The 15951-nt window shown below is 48.4% G+C and carries 18 protein-coding genes; 6 read left to right on the forward strand and 12 right to left on the reverse strand.

The genetic code is table 11. The annotated features are described in order from the left end of the window. Window positions 1-58 precede the first annotated feature (58 nt). Together PMG25_RS13395 and PMG25_RS13400 are read right to left on the reverse strand one after the other, a co-directional pair. Window positions 59-355 carry a DUF565 domain-containing protein gene (locus PMG25_RS13395; protein WP_283767404.1) on the reverse strand — a complete coding sequence of 99 codons (297 nt, stop codon included), beginning with the start codon at window positions 353-355 and terminating at the stop codon, window positions 59-61. Window positions 356-464: 109 nt separating this feature from the next. Beyond that, window positions 465-722: a DUF6737 family protein gene (locus tag PMG25_RS13400; RefSeq protein ID WP_283767405.1), complete on the reverse strand. Its 258-nt coding sequence runs from the start codon at window positions 720-722 to the stop codon at window positions 465-467. Between the two features lie 72 nt (window positions 723-794). Between PMG25_RS13400 and PMG25_RS13405 the strand changes: the two genes are divergently transcribed. Further along, the gene (locus tag PMG25_RS13405; protein WP_283767406.1) at window positions 795-1505 is read left to right on the forward strand and encodes an ROK family protein; all 711 of its coding nucleotides are present in this window, start codon (window positions 795-797) and stop codon (window positions 1503-1505) included. A gap of 88 nt (window positions 1506-1593) precedes the next feature. Beyond that, entirely contained in the window at window positions 1594-1857 is a 264-nt protein-coding gene (locus PMG25_RS13410) for a lipopolysaccharide assembly protein LapA domain-containing protein (protein ID WP_283767407.1), read from the forward strand. Here PMG25_RS13410 and PMG25_RS13415 read toward each other — a convergent pair. The 7 genes from PMG25_RS13415 to acpP all read right to left on the reverse strand — a co-directional run bounded on the left by PMG25_RS13415 (window position 1854) and on the right by acpP (window position 8985). Beyond that, complete coding sequence (locus PMG25_RS13415) at window positions 1854-2786, reverse strand: hypothetical protein (protein ID WP_283767408.1); 933 nt, start codon at window positions 2784-2786, stop codon at window positions 1854-1856. The two genes, PMG25_RS13410 and PMG25_RS13415, sit on opposite strands and share 4 nt — an antisense overlap. 127 nt (window positions 2787-2913) lie before the next feature. Beyond that, window positions 2914-3852 carry a hypothetical protein gene (locus PMG25_RS13420; protein ID WP_283767409.1) on the reverse strand — a complete coding sequence of 313 codons (939 nt, stop codon included), beginning with the start codon at window positions 3850-3852 and terminating at the stop codon, window positions 2914-2916. A 129-nt stretch (window positions 3853-3981) separates the two neighbouring features. Then, window positions 3982-4653: an Npun_F0813 family protein gene (locus PMG25_RS13425; RefSeq protein ID WP_283767410.1), complete on the reverse strand. Its 672-nt coding sequence runs from the start codon at window positions 4651-4653 to the stop codon at window positions 3982-3984. Window positions 4654-4924: 271 nt separating this feature from the next. Continuing rightward, on the reverse strand, window positions 4925-5107 hold the full coding sequence (locus PMG25_RS13430; protein WP_283767411.1) for a hypothetical protein: 183 nt from the start codon (window positions 5105-5107) through the stop codon (window positions 4925-4927). 117 nt (window positions 5108-5224) lie between these two features. After that, on the reverse strand, window positions 5225-7228 hold the full coding sequence (tkt, locus tag PMG25_RS13435; RefSeq protein WP_283767412.1) for a transketolase: 2004 nt from the start codon (window positions 7226-7228) through the stop codon (window positions 5225-5227). Window positions 7229-7372: 144 nt separating this feature from the next. Next, complete coding sequence (gene fabF, locus PMG25_RS13440) at window positions 7373-8632, reverse strand: beta-ketoacyl-ACP synthase II (RefSeq protein ID WP_283767413.1); 1260 nt, start codon at window positions 8630-8632, stop codon at window positions 7373-7375. A 107-nt stretch (window positions 8633-8739) separates the two neighbouring features. Continuing rightward, window positions 8740-8985, reverse strand: a complete 246-nt coding sequence (gene acpP / locus PMG25_RS13445; RefSeq protein WP_283767414.1) for an acyl carrier protein — start codon at window positions 8983-8985, stop codon at window positions 8740-8742. 290 nt (window positions 8986-9275) lie between these two features. Between acpP and PMG25_RS13450 the strand changes: the two genes are divergently transcribed. Then, entirely contained in the window at window positions 9276-10205 is a 930-nt protein-coding gene (locus tag PMG25_RS13450) for a CoB--CoM heterodisulfide reductase iron-sulfur subunit B family protein (RefSeq protein WP_283767415.1), read from the forward strand. A 34-nt stretch (window positions 10206-10239) separates the two neighbouring features. Here PMG25_RS13450 and PMG25_RS13455 read toward each other — a convergent pair whose 3' ends face one another. Next, window positions 10240-11103 carry a tRNA (5-methylaminomethyl-2-thiouridine)(34)-methyltransferase MnmD gene (locus PMG25_RS13455; RefSeq protein WP_283767416.1) on the reverse strand — a complete coding sequence of 288 codons (864 nt, stop codon included), beginning with the start codon at window positions 11101-11103 and terminating at the stop codon, window positions 10240-10242. Continuing rightward, window positions 11100-11258 carry a hypothetical protein gene (locus PMG25_RS13460; RefSeq protein WP_283767417.1) on the reverse strand — a complete coding sequence of 53 codons (159 nt, stop codon included), beginning with the start codon at window positions 11256-11258 and terminating at the stop codon, window positions 11100-11102. The genes PMG25_RS13455 and PMG25_RS13460 overlap by 4 nt, the downstream gene beginning before the upstream one ends. A 75-nt stretch (window positions 11259-11333) precedes the next feature. Here PMG25_RS13460 and PMG25_RS13465 point away from each other — a divergent pair, with 75 nt between their 5' ends. Both PMG25_RS13465 and PMG25_RS13470 read left to right on the forward strand, forming a co-directional pair. Continuing rightward, window positions 11334-12191: a sulfurtransferase gene (locus PMG25_RS13465; RefSeq protein ID WP_283767418.1), complete on the forward strand. Its 858-nt coding sequence runs from the start codon at window positions 11334-11336 to the stop codon at window positions 12189-12191. 367 nt (window positions 12192-12558) lie between these two features. After that, window positions 12559-13080 carry a LabA-like NYN domain-containing protein gene (locus PMG25_RS13470; protein ID WP_283761109.1) on the forward strand — a complete coding sequence of 174 codons (522 nt, stop codon included), beginning with the start codon at window positions 12559-12561 and terminating at the stop codon, window positions 13078-13080. A gap of 259 nt (window positions 13081-13339) precedes the next feature. Here the strand turns inward: PMG25_RS13470 and PMG25_RS13475 are convergent, their stop codons facing one another. Next, window positions 13340-13942 carry a hypothetical protein gene (locus PMG25_RS13475; protein ID WP_283767419.1) on the reverse strand — a complete coding sequence of 201 codons (603 nt, stop codon included), beginning with the start codon at window positions 13940-13942 and terminating at the stop codon, window positions 13340-13342. A gap of 233 nt (window positions 13943-14175) precedes the next feature. On the opposite strand from PMG25_RS13475, the gene PMG25_RS13480 reads away from it, so the two are divergent. After that, window positions 14176-15780 (forward strand): 2-isopropylmalate synthase, encoded by a 1605-nt coding sequence (locus PMG25_RS13480; protein WP_430540965.1) that lies wholly within the window; start codon window positions 14176-14178, stop codon window positions 15778-15780. Window positions 15781-15951: the final 171 nt, after the last annotated feature.

Here is a 15951-nt window from a genome sequence, read left to right on the forward strand (position 1 = left end):
CCCCATTCCCCATTCCCTATTCCCCATTCCCCATTCCCCATTCCCTATTCCCCATCACTCAAGAGCCTAACTTAAAGGCTTCAACAAATAAACTATACACTAAGCCAATTTTCAAGCCATTGATGACATCTCGCCAGAGGTGATCTTGACTCCAGAGCTTAGAGCCATAAATAAGGCGATTTAAGACTTCAATCAAAATCACTAAAATCGCTGCCACCAGGATATCCTGTTCTGCCCGTTGACCGGCGATCGTGGAGAGGGCTGTACCGAGGAAAAAACCGAATAAAAAACTAATGGTCAGCAAAGATAAGCGCCGCCAAGGATTGCGTAATACCCTAGCGACTTCCCGACTCAAAACGTTGATGAGTTCATTTAGACGAGTATTCTGCGTAACCGAGTCCTCCCGATCGCGTGCCGTGCTAACGTTAAGCGTAAACCATTCACTCCATTTTTACCAAAGCTCCCTAAGTTTGAGATTGATCCACAGGGGGATCGAGGGGTAATAGCCCGCTCTGTTGGATGAGTTTGGGCCAAATGAGGATAAAATAGCCCATCCAAGCGAGTATGGGTAGGGAGACAATCAGGGAAAACCACCAGCGATGGAAAATAAGCCAACTCAGGGCGATCGCCGTAACTCCGGTTAAAATGATAGACCAGGGTTGACACCACCAGGGTTTATAGTGCCAAACGCTCACGGGTTTTGAGGGCAGGGGTTCAGACATGGGGAACAAAGACAATTGGGTGCGATCGGAGTTTTATTTTATCGGAAATGTTTCTAAATGGAATGGGAAACTATGGCAAAATCGAAATCAACGGATCGTACTTTAGCCATTGATATTGGCGGCAGTGGGATTAAGGCAATGGTTTTGGATCGTAAAGGTCATCCTATGGGCGATCGCCTGCGGGTGCAGACTCCTAAACCCCCTAAACCCGCATCCGTATTGGGGGCGATCGCCGCTTTAGCTGAACAAGCAGGAGCCTTCGATCGGGTCTCTGTGGGCTTTCCCGGAGTTGTTCGCCACGGTATTGTTTATACTGCGGCTAACCTACATTCTGATTGGGTCGAATTTGACCTTGCTTCTACCCTCTCAGAATCTCTCGGTAAACCGGTACGGGTGGCTAATGATGCCGATATTCAAGGCTTTGGAGCCATTTCCGGTGAAGGGGTAGAAGTGGTGATCACCCTGGGAACCGGCTTTGGAACGGCCTTATTTGTGGATGGAAAACTGGTTCCTAACCTAGAAGGGGGCCATCATCCTTTCCGTAAAAAACAAACCTACGAGCAACAATTGGGACGAGCCGCCCTAGAGAAAATTGGGACAAAAAAATGGAATAAGCGCTTAAAAAAGGCGATCGCCAAACTCGAACACCTCTTTAACTACGATCATCTCTATTTAGGGGGAGGAGAAGCCAAAAAAGTAGACTTGAAACTCCCCAAAAATGTCAGTATTGTTGCTAACATTAATGGACTTTTAGGCGGAATTGCGCTCTGGAAGTCATCTTAAAATAGCAACAGCAGAGAACAATACCGTATCGCCCAAGGCGCTGTATAATCCCTTAAAAAACGTCCCCTTGTTGATCTTGACTCCACCTATGATAGCCCGTCATCTCAGCCTGAGTCTGCTTCTGAGTATTTGGATTAGTGCGATCGCCATTCTCTCCGTTCAGAATGCCACCCCCATATCCCTCAAATTTCTCCTTTTTGAGTCCGTACAGATCCCCATTGGCATTCTCTTGGCCTTCAGCGCATCTTTAGGACTGCTTGCCGGTCTTCTGATTGTGCCCTGGGGGAACCAGCAGGATCGCCCCTCCCCCTTCACTGAACCCAAGGAGCTAGATGACTCAAGGTGGGATTAATTGCGATCCAAAGCATAGACCTGGCCATCAAACAATAACCGGGTAATCCCCTTCGCATACAAATAAGGACGGGTCTTCGGTAACATGCGGCTATCGGGAACCTTAATCACCCTCTGGCTGCGCCGAGAAAACCGGCGAGCCACCCGATGATTATCGAACACCGGTAAGGTTCGTTCACCCACCTCCGAAGAAGGAATGTCTCCCAACTCTCCAAACTCTTTGAGAGGACGAGTAATCAACTCTGCTCCGCGATCGATCACCAAATAACAAATTCTCGGCAAAGCCGCTTCTGAGAGGGGTAGCACCTCTACTTGGGCAGGGATACCACCATGGAGAGCAAATCGACCACTTTCGTAATACTCATCCTCATCCTCATCGTCCTCTTCATCCTCATCGAGATCTTCCTCATCCAAATCTTCTCCGAGTAATTCCCGTAACGTACTCGCTTGGGCATAATACTCATCCTCATCCTCATCCCCCTCATCGGAGTCGAGATCGGAGCGCAGAAGAGTCAACCCAGGTATGGAAGGGTGAGACACCCGTTCCTGGCTCTCGGTAGAAGTCTCGGAGCGGGTGCGGAGTTTAGGTCGCCGCTCTGGAGATAACCCCTGCTCTTCCTCCAGTTGAGGAGTCTCATCCGATCCGGAAATACTAGGTTCCACCTTCTGCACCTCCGGTTGAGCAGATTGAGTCGGTTTAGATGAGGTCTCACTGGAGGCACTGGGCATTTTTCCCTTACCAGCAGCCGCCCGTTTTTGCTGTACCAAACTCTCATATTCGGCTGCGGGTAGACGGGCCTTGAGTAACCGACTAATCGTAGAATTACTAACACTGTAGCGAGTTGCCAATGTTGAAGTGGTCTCTACTGTCTCACGATAGGTTTTGATGATATCGACTTTTTCCGATTCTGTTAGTTTTCTTGGAGACATAAGACTACATGAGGGCAGACAATACAGTAGGAGAACACCAAGTCGTTGCTTGTAAGAACGATCTCTTTTCCACAATACCGAATCAAGGGCTGGAAAGGAAACTGATTTTCCACACCAGTCCATCGCACTAACTCGATCCGCGTCTACGACTCCGGCGAGTTGAGCGAGTAGACAAGTCAAATTCTAGGGCTGCACCAATTCCAAATAGAATAGGGCTAAAGATCCAAAAAATTTCTAGAAGTCCACCACTCTCATAGTCTGGTACGCGAGCAATAGCATACTTAAACCACATATCAGCGATATAGAGACAAAAGGCAGCCGCAGCAATCATCCGCCAAGATTGGGAGGTTCTTCCGCCCCAAAAGGCTAATAATACGGTGCTTGCCGCAATTAAGAGCAGTACATCCAACATGGTATAGAGCAAAGTCACAAACGGTTCTAGCGGTTGTAGCTGCTCTTCCATTTTTAGCACGACTTGTGGGGCCGTTGGCTCCTCTTCTGAGGGGGTAGCCGCAGGCGCTTCGGCCACCACTTCAGCCGTTGGCTCTGAGGCGGGGGCTTCTTCATTCATGGGGGTCGGTAAAGACAACCAAACGGCTAACAAGGTTGAAGTGAGGAAAATGCCGGCCACAATCATCCATTGTTTCGGTTCCAGATTCAGTCGTCGAGTGGTGACGGCCAAAAACATACCCACTGACAGACAAATGTAGGAAATCACATAGAAAAAGTCAGCCGGAGATACGGCGGGGTCTTGATTAAATCCTAGCTCCCATACACCAAAGAGGATATCGCCCAGGAAATAAAAGAACATTCCTAGACCAATACCGAGCCAAACACTGCGGCCGCTGACGATTTGAGGGCTTTGCCAGTTTCTAAAGCACAGAAAGGCTGCTGCTAGGTTACTGACAAATCCAAAAATGTAGGTTAGGGGGGAATACCAATCTGGGGGGTTAGCACTAAAGAGCAGGAAGAAGAGCAGAGAAAGGATACCCCAAGTAATTCCAGCTAAGATAATGGATTGGGTGGTTAGGATAGATTTTGATGATTTTTGGGCAGAACTACTCATAAAGATTCCCTGAACAATGACAGGTTTTGGCCGCTGGAGGTAAACCCCAAGGTTAGCAGGTTTGAGGGGTTATTGACATCATCTTAAGTTAAATTGAGGTCATTGATCCCTAGATCGCGAGAGTTTTTGTTAGCTTTGCCAGACTTTGCCTAATCCAGATTGTTGCAGCCACTTCATAAAGGGCTGGCGATCGCCATCTGGCAAATCCTCTAAAACTTCCATAGCTCCCACGGTAAAACTGGTATTACCAAAGTATTCTTTTCCTAAGCGATGGACTTCCCGCAAAAAGTTACTCAGATCTACTTCTTTCCAAGCGTTAGTGGGGAAGCCATCTTCTAAGGGATCAACTGTGATTAGTTGTACAATAGTAGGCTCCGAGTCAGCATGGGGTAAATTCCATTGTCGAAAGACTTCAGTCAGGCTTTTTTCAAAGGATTTCGCTTGTTTGGGCCCCAAGAGGTCTTCAATGTCGATCGCCACGGCTTGGGCCATTAAAAAACACCCTTGAGTGAACAGGAACGGCAGAGCCTGATCGGAACTTGAGCCTTCTCCACCGAGTTGATCGAGGCGAATTTTACCCCAAACACTATGACGTTCCGGTTCTTGGAGTAATACAGAGACTTTCCCTTTATTGTCAATTAAATCCCGCCACAGGGCTTTCGCTTCTTCTGCTTGATGGGATTCAAATACTTTGAGCAGGCGATAGGTTTGTCCCTGATAGGTAAGGATGGGGATGGGTTGTTCTGCGCTGGGGTGCTGAACTTTGGATAGTTCAACATCCTGCCGTTTGAGAATAAACATGGGCGCTGCTAGTTGACTCCTATCAGAGGAAGAGAATGGGCGAGGGCCGTTGAGCGAGACGGTTTGATAGAGATTCCCTCCTGGGGCAGATTTTAGCTGATCCCGGAGCCAGGCCCAACGCCTCTAACACCGGTTTGAGCGATCGCACAGAGAGTTAAGTACGAATTATAATCTGCATGGATAATTCGCTCTAACTCTAGAATACCGGCTTATTCTTCATTAGCACAAAATTTTGCCCCTAATGGCTAAGAACAAACCCTCAAGAGCAGGATTAAGGGAAGCCTCGCCCGCTAAAAATCGCCAACATCACTAGGGTCGGCAAGAGAATTAACGTCAGGGCACTGATGGAGGTAGCCCCTAGGGGAAGCCAACTGCCTCCATACTTAATCGCCACAGAAATCAGTACAGATGTGGATAGGACTTTGAGGAGCAGTCCCCAGGTGTCTTGAGTCATTGGTTTGTCCTGATGCCTGCACAACCGTCAGTTCAGATCAAAGGAAAGACAGGAAGAAAGAAGTCAAATCTTTCTTCCTGATGGGGGATTCGGCAGGGTCAACCCTGCCATGAGAGACTATCCGAGGGCCTTGGCACGAGCGACCACATTCTCCACGGTAAAGCCAAATTTTTCCATGGCTGTACCACCGGGAGAGGAAGCACCAAAGCGGTCAATGCTCACCATATCGCCTTCTGAACCCAGATAGCGATGCCAACCAAAGCTCGTTCCGGCTTCGACGGCCAAGCGTTTGGTGACGGCTTTGGGTAATACGGATTCGCGATAGGCTTCGTCTTGCTCATCAAAGAGTTTCCAGCAGGGCAGGGAAACGACGCGCACTTTTTTACCTTCAGCGCTCAGTTGTTCCGATGCTTTTACGCAGAGGGAAACTTCACTGCCTGTACCGATGAGTATTAGGTCGGGAGTTCCTTCACAGTCGGATAGAATATATCCACCCTTGCTTACTTTGTCAATTCCGCTACCCTGAAGGTTGGGGACATTCTGACGGGTGAGGGCTAATAGGGTGGGGCGATCGCGGTTTTCGATCGCGACTTTATAGGCTCCCGATACTTCATTTCCATCGGCTGGACGCATGACCAACAGGTTGGGAATGGCTCGTAGAGAAGCTACGGTTTCTACGGGTTGGTGGGTGGGGCCGTCTTCTCCCAGGGCAATGGAGTCGTGGGTCATTACCCAAATGACTCCCGCTTGGGAGAGGGCAGAGAGGCGAATGGCAGCCCGCATGTAGTCGGTAAACACCAGGAAGGTTGCCCCGTAGGGAATGAGTCCGGTTTTGTGCAGGGCGATCGCATTACAGATAGCTCCCATGCCATGTTCCCGTACCCCAAACCGTAGGTTCCGGTTCTCGTATTGTCCTTTTTGGAAGTCTCCAGAGACTTTCATCAGGGTTAAGTTGGAGGGAGCTAAGTCCGCCGAGCCGCCGATTAATTCGGGCAGGACAGGAGCCAGGGCATTGAGGACGGTATAGCTGTGTTTACGGGTGGCCATGCCCCCATCTTCTGGGGTGTAGCTCGGCAGAGCATCAGCCCAACCGTCCGGTAAGGTTCCGGAGGTAATGCGCTCAAATTCGGCGGCTTCTTGGGGATATTTGGTTTTGTAGGTGGCGAAGGTTTGATTCCATTCCGCTTCGGCACTGGCTCCTTTATCGATGGCTTGACGGAAGCGAGCGAGAGGCTCAGAGGGAATCTCGAAGGGAGGATAAGACCAACCCAGATGGTCGCGGGTGGCTTGTACTTCATCGCCGCCTAGGGCCGCTCCGTGGACACCGTGGGTATTGGCTTTATTGGGGGAACCGTAGCCAATGGTGGTGGTGACTTTAATCAGGGAGGGTTTATCGGTTACGTCTTTGGCGGCTTGGATGGCGGCGGCGATCGCCTCTAAATCCGTATTGCCATCGGCCACATGCTGCACATGCCAACCATAGGCTTCAAATCGTTTGCCTACATCTTCGGTGAAGGAGATATCGGTATGACCATCAATGGAAATGTGGTTATCGTCATAGAAGGCAATCAGTTTACCCAGTCCTAAGTGTCCAGCTAAGGAACAGGCTTCCCCTGATACTCCTTCCATGTTACATCCGTCACCCATGATGACATAAGTGTAATGGTCAATCAGTTGAGCGTCCGGTTTATTGAATTTAGCGGCTAAGTGAGCTTCTGCCATGGCCAGACCGACCCCATTGGCAATCCCTTGTCCTAGGGGGCCAGTGGTCACTTCTACGCCTTCGGTTTCAAAGTTTTCTGGGTGTCCGGGAGTAATTGAACCCCATTGACGGAATTGTTGTAAGCTTTCTAAGGTCACTTGGTCATAGCCCGTCAAGTGTAGCAGGGCATACTGAAGCATACACCCATGACCGGCGGAGAGGACAAAGCGATCGCGGTTCACCCAGTTCGGATTTTTGGGATTAAACCGCATGAATTGATCCCACAGCACAAACGCCATGGGAGCAGCTCCCATGGGTAAGCCAGGGTGACCCGATTTGGCTTTCTCAACGGCATCAATGGCTAGAAAGCGGATCGAGTTAATACAGAGTTGTTCAACGGATTGGGTTGCAACGGCCATAGTTCTTTGCTGATTATACTGTTGTACAGAGGCTGGACTTGGTGAATGGTCTCCAAGTTCAAGGGCTTGGGATTAGCCCAGGGTCTACACCCATGTTCCCATTAGGGGGATCGATGGGCAATCAATTTAGGTTATGTGCAAGGTTTAGGAACGATATTTACGGAACACCAGGGTTACGTTATGCCCCCCAAAACCAAAGGAGTTGGATAGGGCCACCTCTACGGGCATTTTCCGGGAATGGTTGGCTACATAGTCCAGGTCACACCCATTTTCTAGGTCAGGGTTTTCTAAATTAATGGTGGGGGGGACATGATCTTCGGCGATCGCCTTCACTGTGGCTACCGCTTCTATTCCCCCTGAACCGCCCAATAAGTGTCCCGTCATAGATTTAGTTGAACTCATCGCAATTTGATGAGCCGCTTCCCCTAATGCAGTTTTCACCGCTTGGGTTTCCGTGGAATCATTAGCTGTGGTACTGGTTCCATGGGCATTGATATAACTGACTCGATCGGGAGTAATTCCACCATCTTTTAAGGCGAGGGAAATGGCCCTGGCTGCTCCTTCTCCTCCTGGAACCGGAGCCGTCATATGATAAGCATCACAGGTCATTCCATAACCGACCATTTCTGCATAAATTCTGGCATTGCGCCTAAGAGCATGTTCCAATTCTTCAAGTAAAAGAATTCCGGCTCCTTCTCCCATGACAAACCCATCTCGGTCTCGATCGAATGGACGAGAAGCCCGACTTGGCTCATCATTACGAGTGGATAAGGCTCTAGCACTAGAAAATCCGGCGACGGATAAAGGGGTAACGGCTGCTTCTGAACCGCCACAAATCATGGCCTGGGCATAGCCTTGTTGGATCAGTCTAAAGGCATCGCCAATGGCATGGGAACCGGCTGCACAGGCCGTTACCGTGCAAGAATTGGGCCCTTTTGCTCCCGTATGAATCGCGGTTAGCCCAGCGGCCATATTGGCAATCATCATGGGAATCATGAAGGGACTACACTTTTTTGCCCCTTTGGTTAAGTAAGTTTCTTGTTGATCTTCGAGGACTTTTATTCCACCTACTCCTGTCCCAATAATGACACCGACTTGATGGGCATTCAAATCCGTAATCTCAAAGTGAGCATCTTTCAGGGTTTGCTGACTGGCAGATACAGCAAATTGGGCAAAGCGATCCATTCGTTTGGCCTCTTTGCGATCCAAATACTCGTGGGGATCAAAATTCTTTACTTCCCCAGCAATCTGACAGACATGGTTAGAGGGGTCAAAATGAGTAATCCGGCCAATACCACTTTTGCCCTGTAGTAAGGCATCCCAATAGTCTTTTAGAGTATTTCCTATGGAAGTAATTGCTCCGAGTCCGGTGACAACTACTCGTTTTGGTTCCAAATTTGTCATGGGTTCTTCTTAAAACTTGCGTCATTCGTCATTTGCCATTCGTCACTTGCCATCTGGACAAAGGACAAAGGACGAAAGACTTTCGTTAGCGATCGGTAAGGTCAGATTTAGGCGGGAGTTCCTTGTTTTTCGATGTAGTCTACAGCCGCTTGGACTGTAGCAATTTTTTCGGCAGCTTCATCGGGAATTTCAGTATCAAACTCTTCCTCTAGAGCCATGACTAGCTCTACCGTATCTAGGGAGTCAGCCCCTAAGTCTTCAGCAAAGCTGGATTCGGGTTTGATCGTCTCCGCGTCTACTCCAAGCTGCTCGGCAACAATTTTTTTAACTTTCTCGAACGTTGAATCTGACATGGTTAAATTTCTTCCTTAATTGATGGGCTTAACAGATTTACTGTGCAACTTATTATTCTAAGCATTTTTTGATCTTATCGGAAAGGGTTACGTTGCAGATAATTTTGTTATCAGTTTTGACCCTGGCTAGATTGAGTTCGAGGCAAGGAGAGTGGCTAGGGAGGAAAAGATGAGGCTCAAACCTGGATGAGTCGTGCTGTAGACCTTAACTTTCCCTGAAGATTCGTCGAGTGGGTTGCCAGAGCGATACAGTGTTAGAGGTCTGTTGTTGTGTGAATAGAGAACACTCCATGGTTACATCATCCCTCCAATCTTCCCTGAAATATGCTTATTTTCCTGGCTGTGTTGCCCAAGGTGCTTGTCGAGAGTTATATCAATCTACGGGGGCGATCGCCGAAGCTCTAGGTATTGAGTTGTTGGAACTTAAAAAAGCCTCTTGTTGTGGTTCAGGCACGTTTAAGGAAGATTCACAGCTTCTAGAGGATTCCGTCAATGCGCGTAATATTGCCTTGGCAGAGGAACTTAATTTACCCTTATTGACCCATTGCAGCACTTGTCAGGGGGTGATTGGCCATGTGGATGAGCGCTTAAAGCACGCTCAAGAGGAGAATCCAGAGTATTTGCAACAGGTGAATGGGTTGCTGAAACAGCAGGGATGTAGCCCATACCAAGGCTCAACCGCAGTCAAGCATTTACTCTGGGTATTGGTGTCTGATTATGGTCTAGAGGCGATTCAGAAGCGAGTGAGTCGTTCCCTGAAGGGCTTAAAGTGTGCGGCGTTTTATGGCTGTTATCTGTTGCGCGGACAGGACACGGCTTGGGAAAATCCCCATAATCCCCAGTCGATGGAAAACCTGTTTGAGGCGGTGGGGGCGACTCCGGTTTATTATCGGGGACGGACTCAATGTTGTGGTTGGCCGATTTCTAGTTATGCCACTACCGAGTCGTTTAAGATGGCGGGAGGCCATTTACAAGAGGCGATCGCCTCTGGAGCCGATTGTTTAGTTACCCCCTGTCCCCTCTGTCACCTCAATCTAGACTCTAGGCAACCGGAAGTTGCGCGAGTCGTTGAGCAGCCTTTGGGTTTACCTGTTCTCCATTTACCCCAGTTAGTTGGTTTAGCTCTGGGACTCTCTCCCCAAGACTTGGGCTTAGAGCGTCATGTGGTTTCCACCGAACCCGTTTTAGAGAAATTGGGTTTAATGAACAATGAACAATGAACAATGAACAATTAACAATTAACAATGACCAGCATTAAGCCCAACGCTTTTTCCAGTGGGAACTTGGCTCTAGGGTGCTGGTTTGTTGCTCCTGTTGTCGGCGCTGGTGAATCACATCTGGCGTATCGGTTAATCTAGGGTCTCGATAGGGAATAGCGGCGCGAGTTTGCAGGTGTTCCTCCTCTTTCTCCGATAAAGGGATCAGATCGTCTGAGCCAAATCGGGCCAGGGTTCCTGGGGATTTTCTGCCCACTGGCGTAGTCGTTCCGATCGCCAATCCAGCTAACCTCAAAGCAGCGCGAACCGCAGCCGCACAGGAATAAGTCGCCAGATAACCCTCCGGTTTTAGGACTTGGGCAACTAATGCTAAAAACTCCACACTCCAGAGTTGGGGACAGGTGGGGGGTGAAAAGGGATCGAGGAAAATGGCATCCGCTTGGAAGCCTTCGGCAAGGACAGAACCTAGGGTTTGGCGAGCGTCACCGATGTGGAGTATGCCCGTAAATTGGGGCGTGGTGGCTCTTCCCGTGCTGGCCAGTTGGGGCAAAATGTGGTTAATGGGATGGGGCCAATTGTGGTGGAAATTGTGGGCGATCGCCATTTCTGCTACCCGTCGATCCAATTCCAATCCCACCCAACTCACCTCACACCGGGGATTAGCCGACCACACAGTTTCTAGAGCGCTGGCGCTATTGTAGCCCAGTCCATAGCAGATATCGAGCAAACACACCTCACCCTTCACCGCTTGCTGTGCCAGTCGAGTCGGTTCCACAAACTTCTTTTTCGCTTCCTGCTTCGCTCCATGATGGGAGTGAAACAATTCCCCAAATTCCGGGGAAAAAAATGTCCAAGATCCATCACCCGTAGGTTGAGGAGTAAAAGAAGAGGTTTGAGTCATAAGGGAATAGGGAATAGGGAATAGGGAATAGGCAAAAGGCAAAAGGCAAAAGGCAAAAGGCAAAAGGCAAAAGGCAATCCCCCCCCATCCTCCCCATCCCCGCATCCTCCCGCGTCCCCTTGCTGGAGACTCCCCGATCGCGGTAAATTAAACATCGGCCTCGTAACGAACCAATTTGCCCCCAACCCAGACCCAATTGTTAATTGTTAATTGTTAATTATTAATTGATTATGACATTTCCATCCCTGCTCGTTTCTCCACAGTGGTTATCCGAACACCTAGAAAATCCTCAAGTCGTCGTTATCGATTGCCGTTTCTCCCTGGCTAACCCGGAGCAAGGGCGAGAAGAATATGAAGCGGGTCATATTCCTGGAGCCTTTTACCTCCACCTCAATGAAGACTTATCCAGCCCCGTACAAACCCATGGAGGTCGTCACCCCTTACCCGATACAGAAAAATTGGCAGCTAAACTCGCTCAATTGGGCATTAAGTCAAGAGAGACTTTAGTCGTTGCCTATGATAACTCCCGGATGGCCTTTGCCTCTCGCTGTTGGTGGTTGCTGCGCTATCTGGGTCATGAGCAAGTGGCGATTTTAGATGGGGGTTGGAAAGGCTGGCAAGAGGCTGAATATCCCACCAGTCAAGAGCCGGGGGTGGCCAAACAGCCAGGAGTCTTTACCCCTGAGATGCAATCGGATTGGGTGGTCGATTGTGAAGCGATTAAGCAATTAGGAGAAAGACCCGATGTTATTCTAGTAGACTCCAGAGGCTATGACCGATACATCGGCAAAACCGAACCCATCGATCCCGTAGCGGGTCATATTCCTGGAGCGGTTAATCACCCGTGGCAAGAGATCACCACCGAGTCAGGAGCAACGCAACCGACTAGCTACCACCAAACCCTCTGGCAGACCTATCCGGCTGATTCAGAATTCTGGGTATACTGCGGTTCCGGAGTTACCGCTTGTGTTAACTTATTTTCCCTGGCTCTAGCGGGAAGACCCCACGAAAAACTCTATGCTGGTAGTTGGAGTGATTGGTGTTCCTATGGCGAACACCCCATCGCTACAGAATTTCCCAACTCCTGACAAAACTCTTGAGCAAAAGCTAAGACTTTCTGTCATAATAGAACCAGAATTTAGAGACCGAAATCAGATTAGAGATACTTCTCGAATCGATTGAGTCTCATTATTCTTGTATGAATTTTAGGCGAGTTTATCGCTTTGTTTTTTCTATTAAAACCCTTACAACTCAATTTTTACCCTCAATTCTATTGACTCGATTTTCAGGATTTAATGTACTCCTGAACTGTTTACTCTAATGCTCAATAGTGCCCCCCAGAAGAGGTTTCAATGGCCAGACTGGATGGGGTGGGTTTTTTCTTTGAACGGTTAGCACCTCTGCCGACCGTTAATCATCTGTTATGCATCTCAAATCTTTTAGGACTAACATTTTATGGGATATAAAAATAAAAATCGTGTATCAATCTTTGTCGATGGAAACAATATGTTCTATGCCCAACAAAAAAATGGCTGGTTTTTCGATCCTAAACGGGTTTTAGAATACTTTGCTGGCAAGGAAGAAATGGATCTAGCCAATGCCTTTTGGTATACGGGAATTAAAGATCCCCAAGATCAAAGAGGATTTCGAGATGCTCTGATTAGTTTGGGTTATACGGTACGCACAAAAATTCTGAAGGAATATTATGATGACCATTCGGGGCGCTATTCCCAGAAAGCGAATTTAGATATAGAAATTGTTATTGATATGTTTAATACGGTAGAGCAATATGACCGGGTGATCTTATTTAGTGGGGATGGGGACTTTGAACGGGCGATCGAGTTGTTGCGCTCTAAAAGTACCCATATTACCGTCGTTTCCACGGAGGGAATGATTGCTAGGGAACTGAGAAATGCAACAGACCGTTATATCGATCTCAATGATATCCGACCGTTAATTGAGAAAACCGATCTATAGCATGTGTTGTTGGGCCAATTGAGTTAACCGCTCTAATCCCTATCTATAGCGCGAAGCGCTATAGTATTTACAAATCCTGGAAAACGGCATGAATAGCTTGTTCGATATCTTTCGTTATAGCCAGGGCTGATCCCATTCTCTGACCCTATTCCCTATTCCCTATTCCCTAGCGGGCAGCGCTATAAAACCTGTAGGGACGTAGTATGCTACGTCCCTAGCTGATGACTGATAGCTGACGGTGAATGCTTACAGTGAAACTTTACCCTTGCTGCACCATCCACATTAGAAATCCTAAAATTTGCTCAACGGGGGGTAATGGATAATCGGTTAAATCAATGGTAACAGATTGTCCTTCGAGCTTTAAAAACCGCCACACCGTTCCACTGGTGACAGTCCCATAAATTGTGGCGATCGCTTGTTGTTTTTGTTGGTTAAACCGTTGAGCAGCGACCATCTCAGCTAAACACTGACCTAAAGCAGGTTTGAGGTCTTCTTTTTTGGCTTCGACTAACACAACAGCAGGAGCTTTAATGAACAATTGTTCAGGGGAACGACTAATCAAAAAATCTACATATCCGGTTAAATCTACTTCCGGTTGTACGGTAAACTCTTCACCCGAAAAAACACTGATTTGTCCTTTCAGTTGACGTTTTACTTCCAACAAAACGGGGTTAATAATTCCTTCGGAACGGGCTTTTTCACTACTAACGGCGATCGCCCAAGGGATGGTTTCTTTTAGGATATCTTGGAGTAGGGGGGTCGGTTGGACGGGTTGAATTTTAGGGAAAAAGCGATCGCCTTCAATCAAGGTTAGTTCAAAATCTTCTACAGCGCGACTGAGGGTAAATTTACTATAGGGCATAATTTGTATTTCCTCATATATAGCAATTCTAAATGAGTTATAAATCATTGCCCCTCATCCCCCTACCCCCTTCTCCCACAGGAGAAGGGGAAAAGTCACTCTCCCGTGGGAGAGGGATTTAGGGAGAGGGCTTTTTCTATTTCACAACTCAAATGGACTTGCTATATTACTAATATATTAAAATGTGGGCTAAAATGAGATGAACCTGTTTTTGTCGAATAGCTTGTATGACTATGCAACCTCAACACGACCGTATCATTATCTTTGATACCACTCTCCGCGACGGCGAACAATGTCCAGGGGCAACTCTGAATGGTGATGAAAAACTGGTGATTGCTAAACAACTGGCTCGTCTGGGAGTAGATGTGATTGAGGCCGGTTTTCCGTTTGCAAGTCCGGGGGATTTTGATGCGGTGCAGAAGATTGCCGCAACGGTGGGAACCGAAATGGGGCCAACGATTTGTGGGTTGGCGAGAGCAACGCGCCAGGATATTAAGGCGGCGGCTGATGCGGTGAAACCGGCGGCTAAACCGCGAATTCATACGTTTATTGCGACTTCGGATATTCATTTGCAATATAAGCTGAAGAAGAGTCGGGAAGAGGTGCTGAAAATTGCACCGGAAATGGTGGCTTATGCCAAGTCATTTGTGGATGATGTGGAGTTTTCGCCGGAGGATGCGGGACGCTCTGATCCGGAGTTTTTGTATCAGATTTTGGAGGTGGCGATCGCCGCTGGCGCAACCACGGTTAATATTCCCGATACGGTGGGATACACGACTCCAGCCGAGTTTGGGGCGCTCATTCGCGGCATTAAGGAGAATGTGCCCAATATTGACCAGGCGATTATTTCGGTTCACGGCCATAATGATTTGGGTTTGGCAGTGGCTAATTTCTTGTCGGCAGTGGAAAATGGCGCTCGGCAACTCGAATGTACGATTAATGGCATTGGCGAGCGGGCCGGAAATGCGGCTCTGGAGGAGTTGGTGATGGCTCTGCATGTGCGCCGTCAGTATTATAATCCCTTCTTTGGCCGCGCTCCGGAGTCTACGGAACCCCTGACACAGATCGATACGAAGCAAATTTATAAGAGTTCGCGGTTGGTGTCGAATTTGACGGGAATGTTGGTGCAGCCGAATAAGGCGATTGTGGGGGCGAATGCCTTTGCCCATGAGTCGGGAATTCACCAGGATGGGGTGCTGAAGAATAAGCTCACCTATGAAATTATGGATGCTGAGTCCATCGGTTTGAGCGAAAATCAGATTGTTTTGGGTAAACATTCGGGCCGCCATGCCTTCAGTAACCGGCTGCAAGAGTTGGGTTTTGAGTTGTCGGAGACGGATTTAAATAAGGCGTTTGTGCGCTTTAAGGAGTTGGCGGATAAGAAGAAGGAGATCAGCGACTGGGATATTGAGGCGATCGCCAATGATGAGATTCAACAAGCCCCAGACTTCTTCCGGTTGGAATTGGTACAGGTGTCCTGTGGAGACAATTCGCGACCAACGGCAACGGTAACGTTACGGACTCCGGAAGGGGAAGAGCTGACGGATGCGGCGATCGGCACTGGGCCGGTGGATGCAATTTATAAGGCGATTAATCGGGTGATTAATGTGCCGAATAAGCTGATTGAGTTCTCCGTGCAGTCGGTAACTGCGGGGATAGATGCGATCGGTGAAGTCACCATCCGCGTCCAACATGAAGACCGGGTATACTCCGGCCATGCAGCGAATACGGATATTGTAGTCGCCTCTGCTCACGCTTACGTCAACGCGCTGAACCGTCTCTCGGAAGCGTTGAAGAAAGACCGCCTGCACGCGCAGCACGAAACCGCCGTAGTTTAGTTAACCCTCTAGGTAAGGGGGAGTTTGGGATCTCCTCCTTACCTGTTCAGAAATTTGAAGTCAGTTATGGTTTAATCACAACTATGGAGAGATTTGTTGCATGAGTATATTTAAATCAACAGTGTGCGATTCGTTCCCGCCAAAAGTAAAAGGAAACCCCTAAAACGTAGG

This window comes from Roseofilum capinflatum BLCC-M114, assembly GCF_030068505.1.
Classification (GTDB): Bacteria; Cyanobacteriota; Cyanobacteriia; order Cyanobacteriales; family Desertifilaceae; genus Roseofilum; species Roseofilum capinflatum.

Bases quoted from the DNA above. Each gene is read 5' to 3' on its own strand.
- PMG25_RS13465 (WP_283767418.1), top strand. From the start codon at position 11,334: ATGACATTTCCATCCCTGCTCGTTTCTCCACAGTGGTTATCCGAACAC.
- PMG25_RS13455 (WP_283767416.1), bottom strand. From the start codon at position 11,103: ATGACTCAAACCTCTTCTTTTACTCCTCAACCTACGGGTGATGGATCT.
- tkt (WP_283767412.1), bottom strand. From the start codon at position 7,228: ATGGCCGTTGCAACCCAATCCGTTGAACAACTCTGTATTAACTCGATC.
- PMG25_RS13400 (WP_283767405.1), bottom strand. From the start codon at position 722: ATGTCTGAACCCCTGCCCTCAAAACCCGTGAGCGTTTGGCACTATAAA.
- PMG25_RS13415 (WP_283767408.1), bottom strand. From the start codon at position 2,786: ATGTCTCCAAGAAAACTAACAGAATCGGAAAAAGTCGATATCATCAAA.
- PMG25_RS13410 (WP_283767407.1), top strand. From the start codon at position 1,594: ATGATAGCCCGTCATCTCAGCCTGAGTCTGCTTCTGAGTATTTGGATT.
- acpP (WP_283767414.1), bottom strand. From the start codon at position 8,985: ATGTCAGATTCAACGTTCGAGAAAGTTAAAAAAATTGTTGCCGAGCAG.
- PMG25_RS13475 (WP_283767419.1), bottom strand. From the start codon at position 13,942: ATGCCCTATAGTAAATTTACCCTCAGTCGCGCTGTAGAAGATTTTGAA.
- PMG25_RS13430 (WP_283767411.1), bottom strand. From the start codon at position 5,107: ATGACTCAAGACACCTGGGGACTGCTCCTCAAAGTCCTATCCACATCT.
- PMG25_RS13420 (WP_283767409.1), bottom strand. From the start codon at position 3,852: ATGAGTAGTTCTGCCCAAAAATCATCAAAATCTATCCTAACCACCCAA.
- PMG25_RS13470 (WP_283761109.1), top strand. From the start codon at position 12,559: ATGGGATATAAAAATAAAAATCGTGTATCAATCTTTGTCGATGGAAAC.
- PMG25_RS13460 (WP_283767417.1), bottom strand. From the start codon at position 11,258: ATGTTTAATTTACCGCGATCGGGGAGTCTCCAGCAAGGGGACGCGGGA.
- fabF (WP_283767413.1), bottom strand. From the start codon at position 8,632: ATGACAAATTTGGAACCAAAACGAGTAGTTGTCACCGGACTCGGAGCA.
- PMG25_RS13480 (WP_430540965.1), top strand. From the start codon at position 14,176: ATGCAACCTCAACACGACCGTATCATTATCTTTGATACCACTCTCCGC.
- PMG25_RS13405 (WP_283767406.1), top strand. From the start codon at position 795: ATGGCAAAATCGAAATCAACGGATCGTACTTTAGCCATTGATATTGGC.
- PMG25_RS13450 (WP_283767415.1), top strand. From the start codon at position 9,276: ATGGTTACATCATCCCTCCAATCTTCCCTGAAATATGCTTATTTTCCT.
- PMG25_RS13425 (WP_283767410.1), bottom strand. From the start codon at position 4,653: ATGTTTATTCTCAAACGGCAGGATGTTGAACTATCCAAAGTTCAGCAC.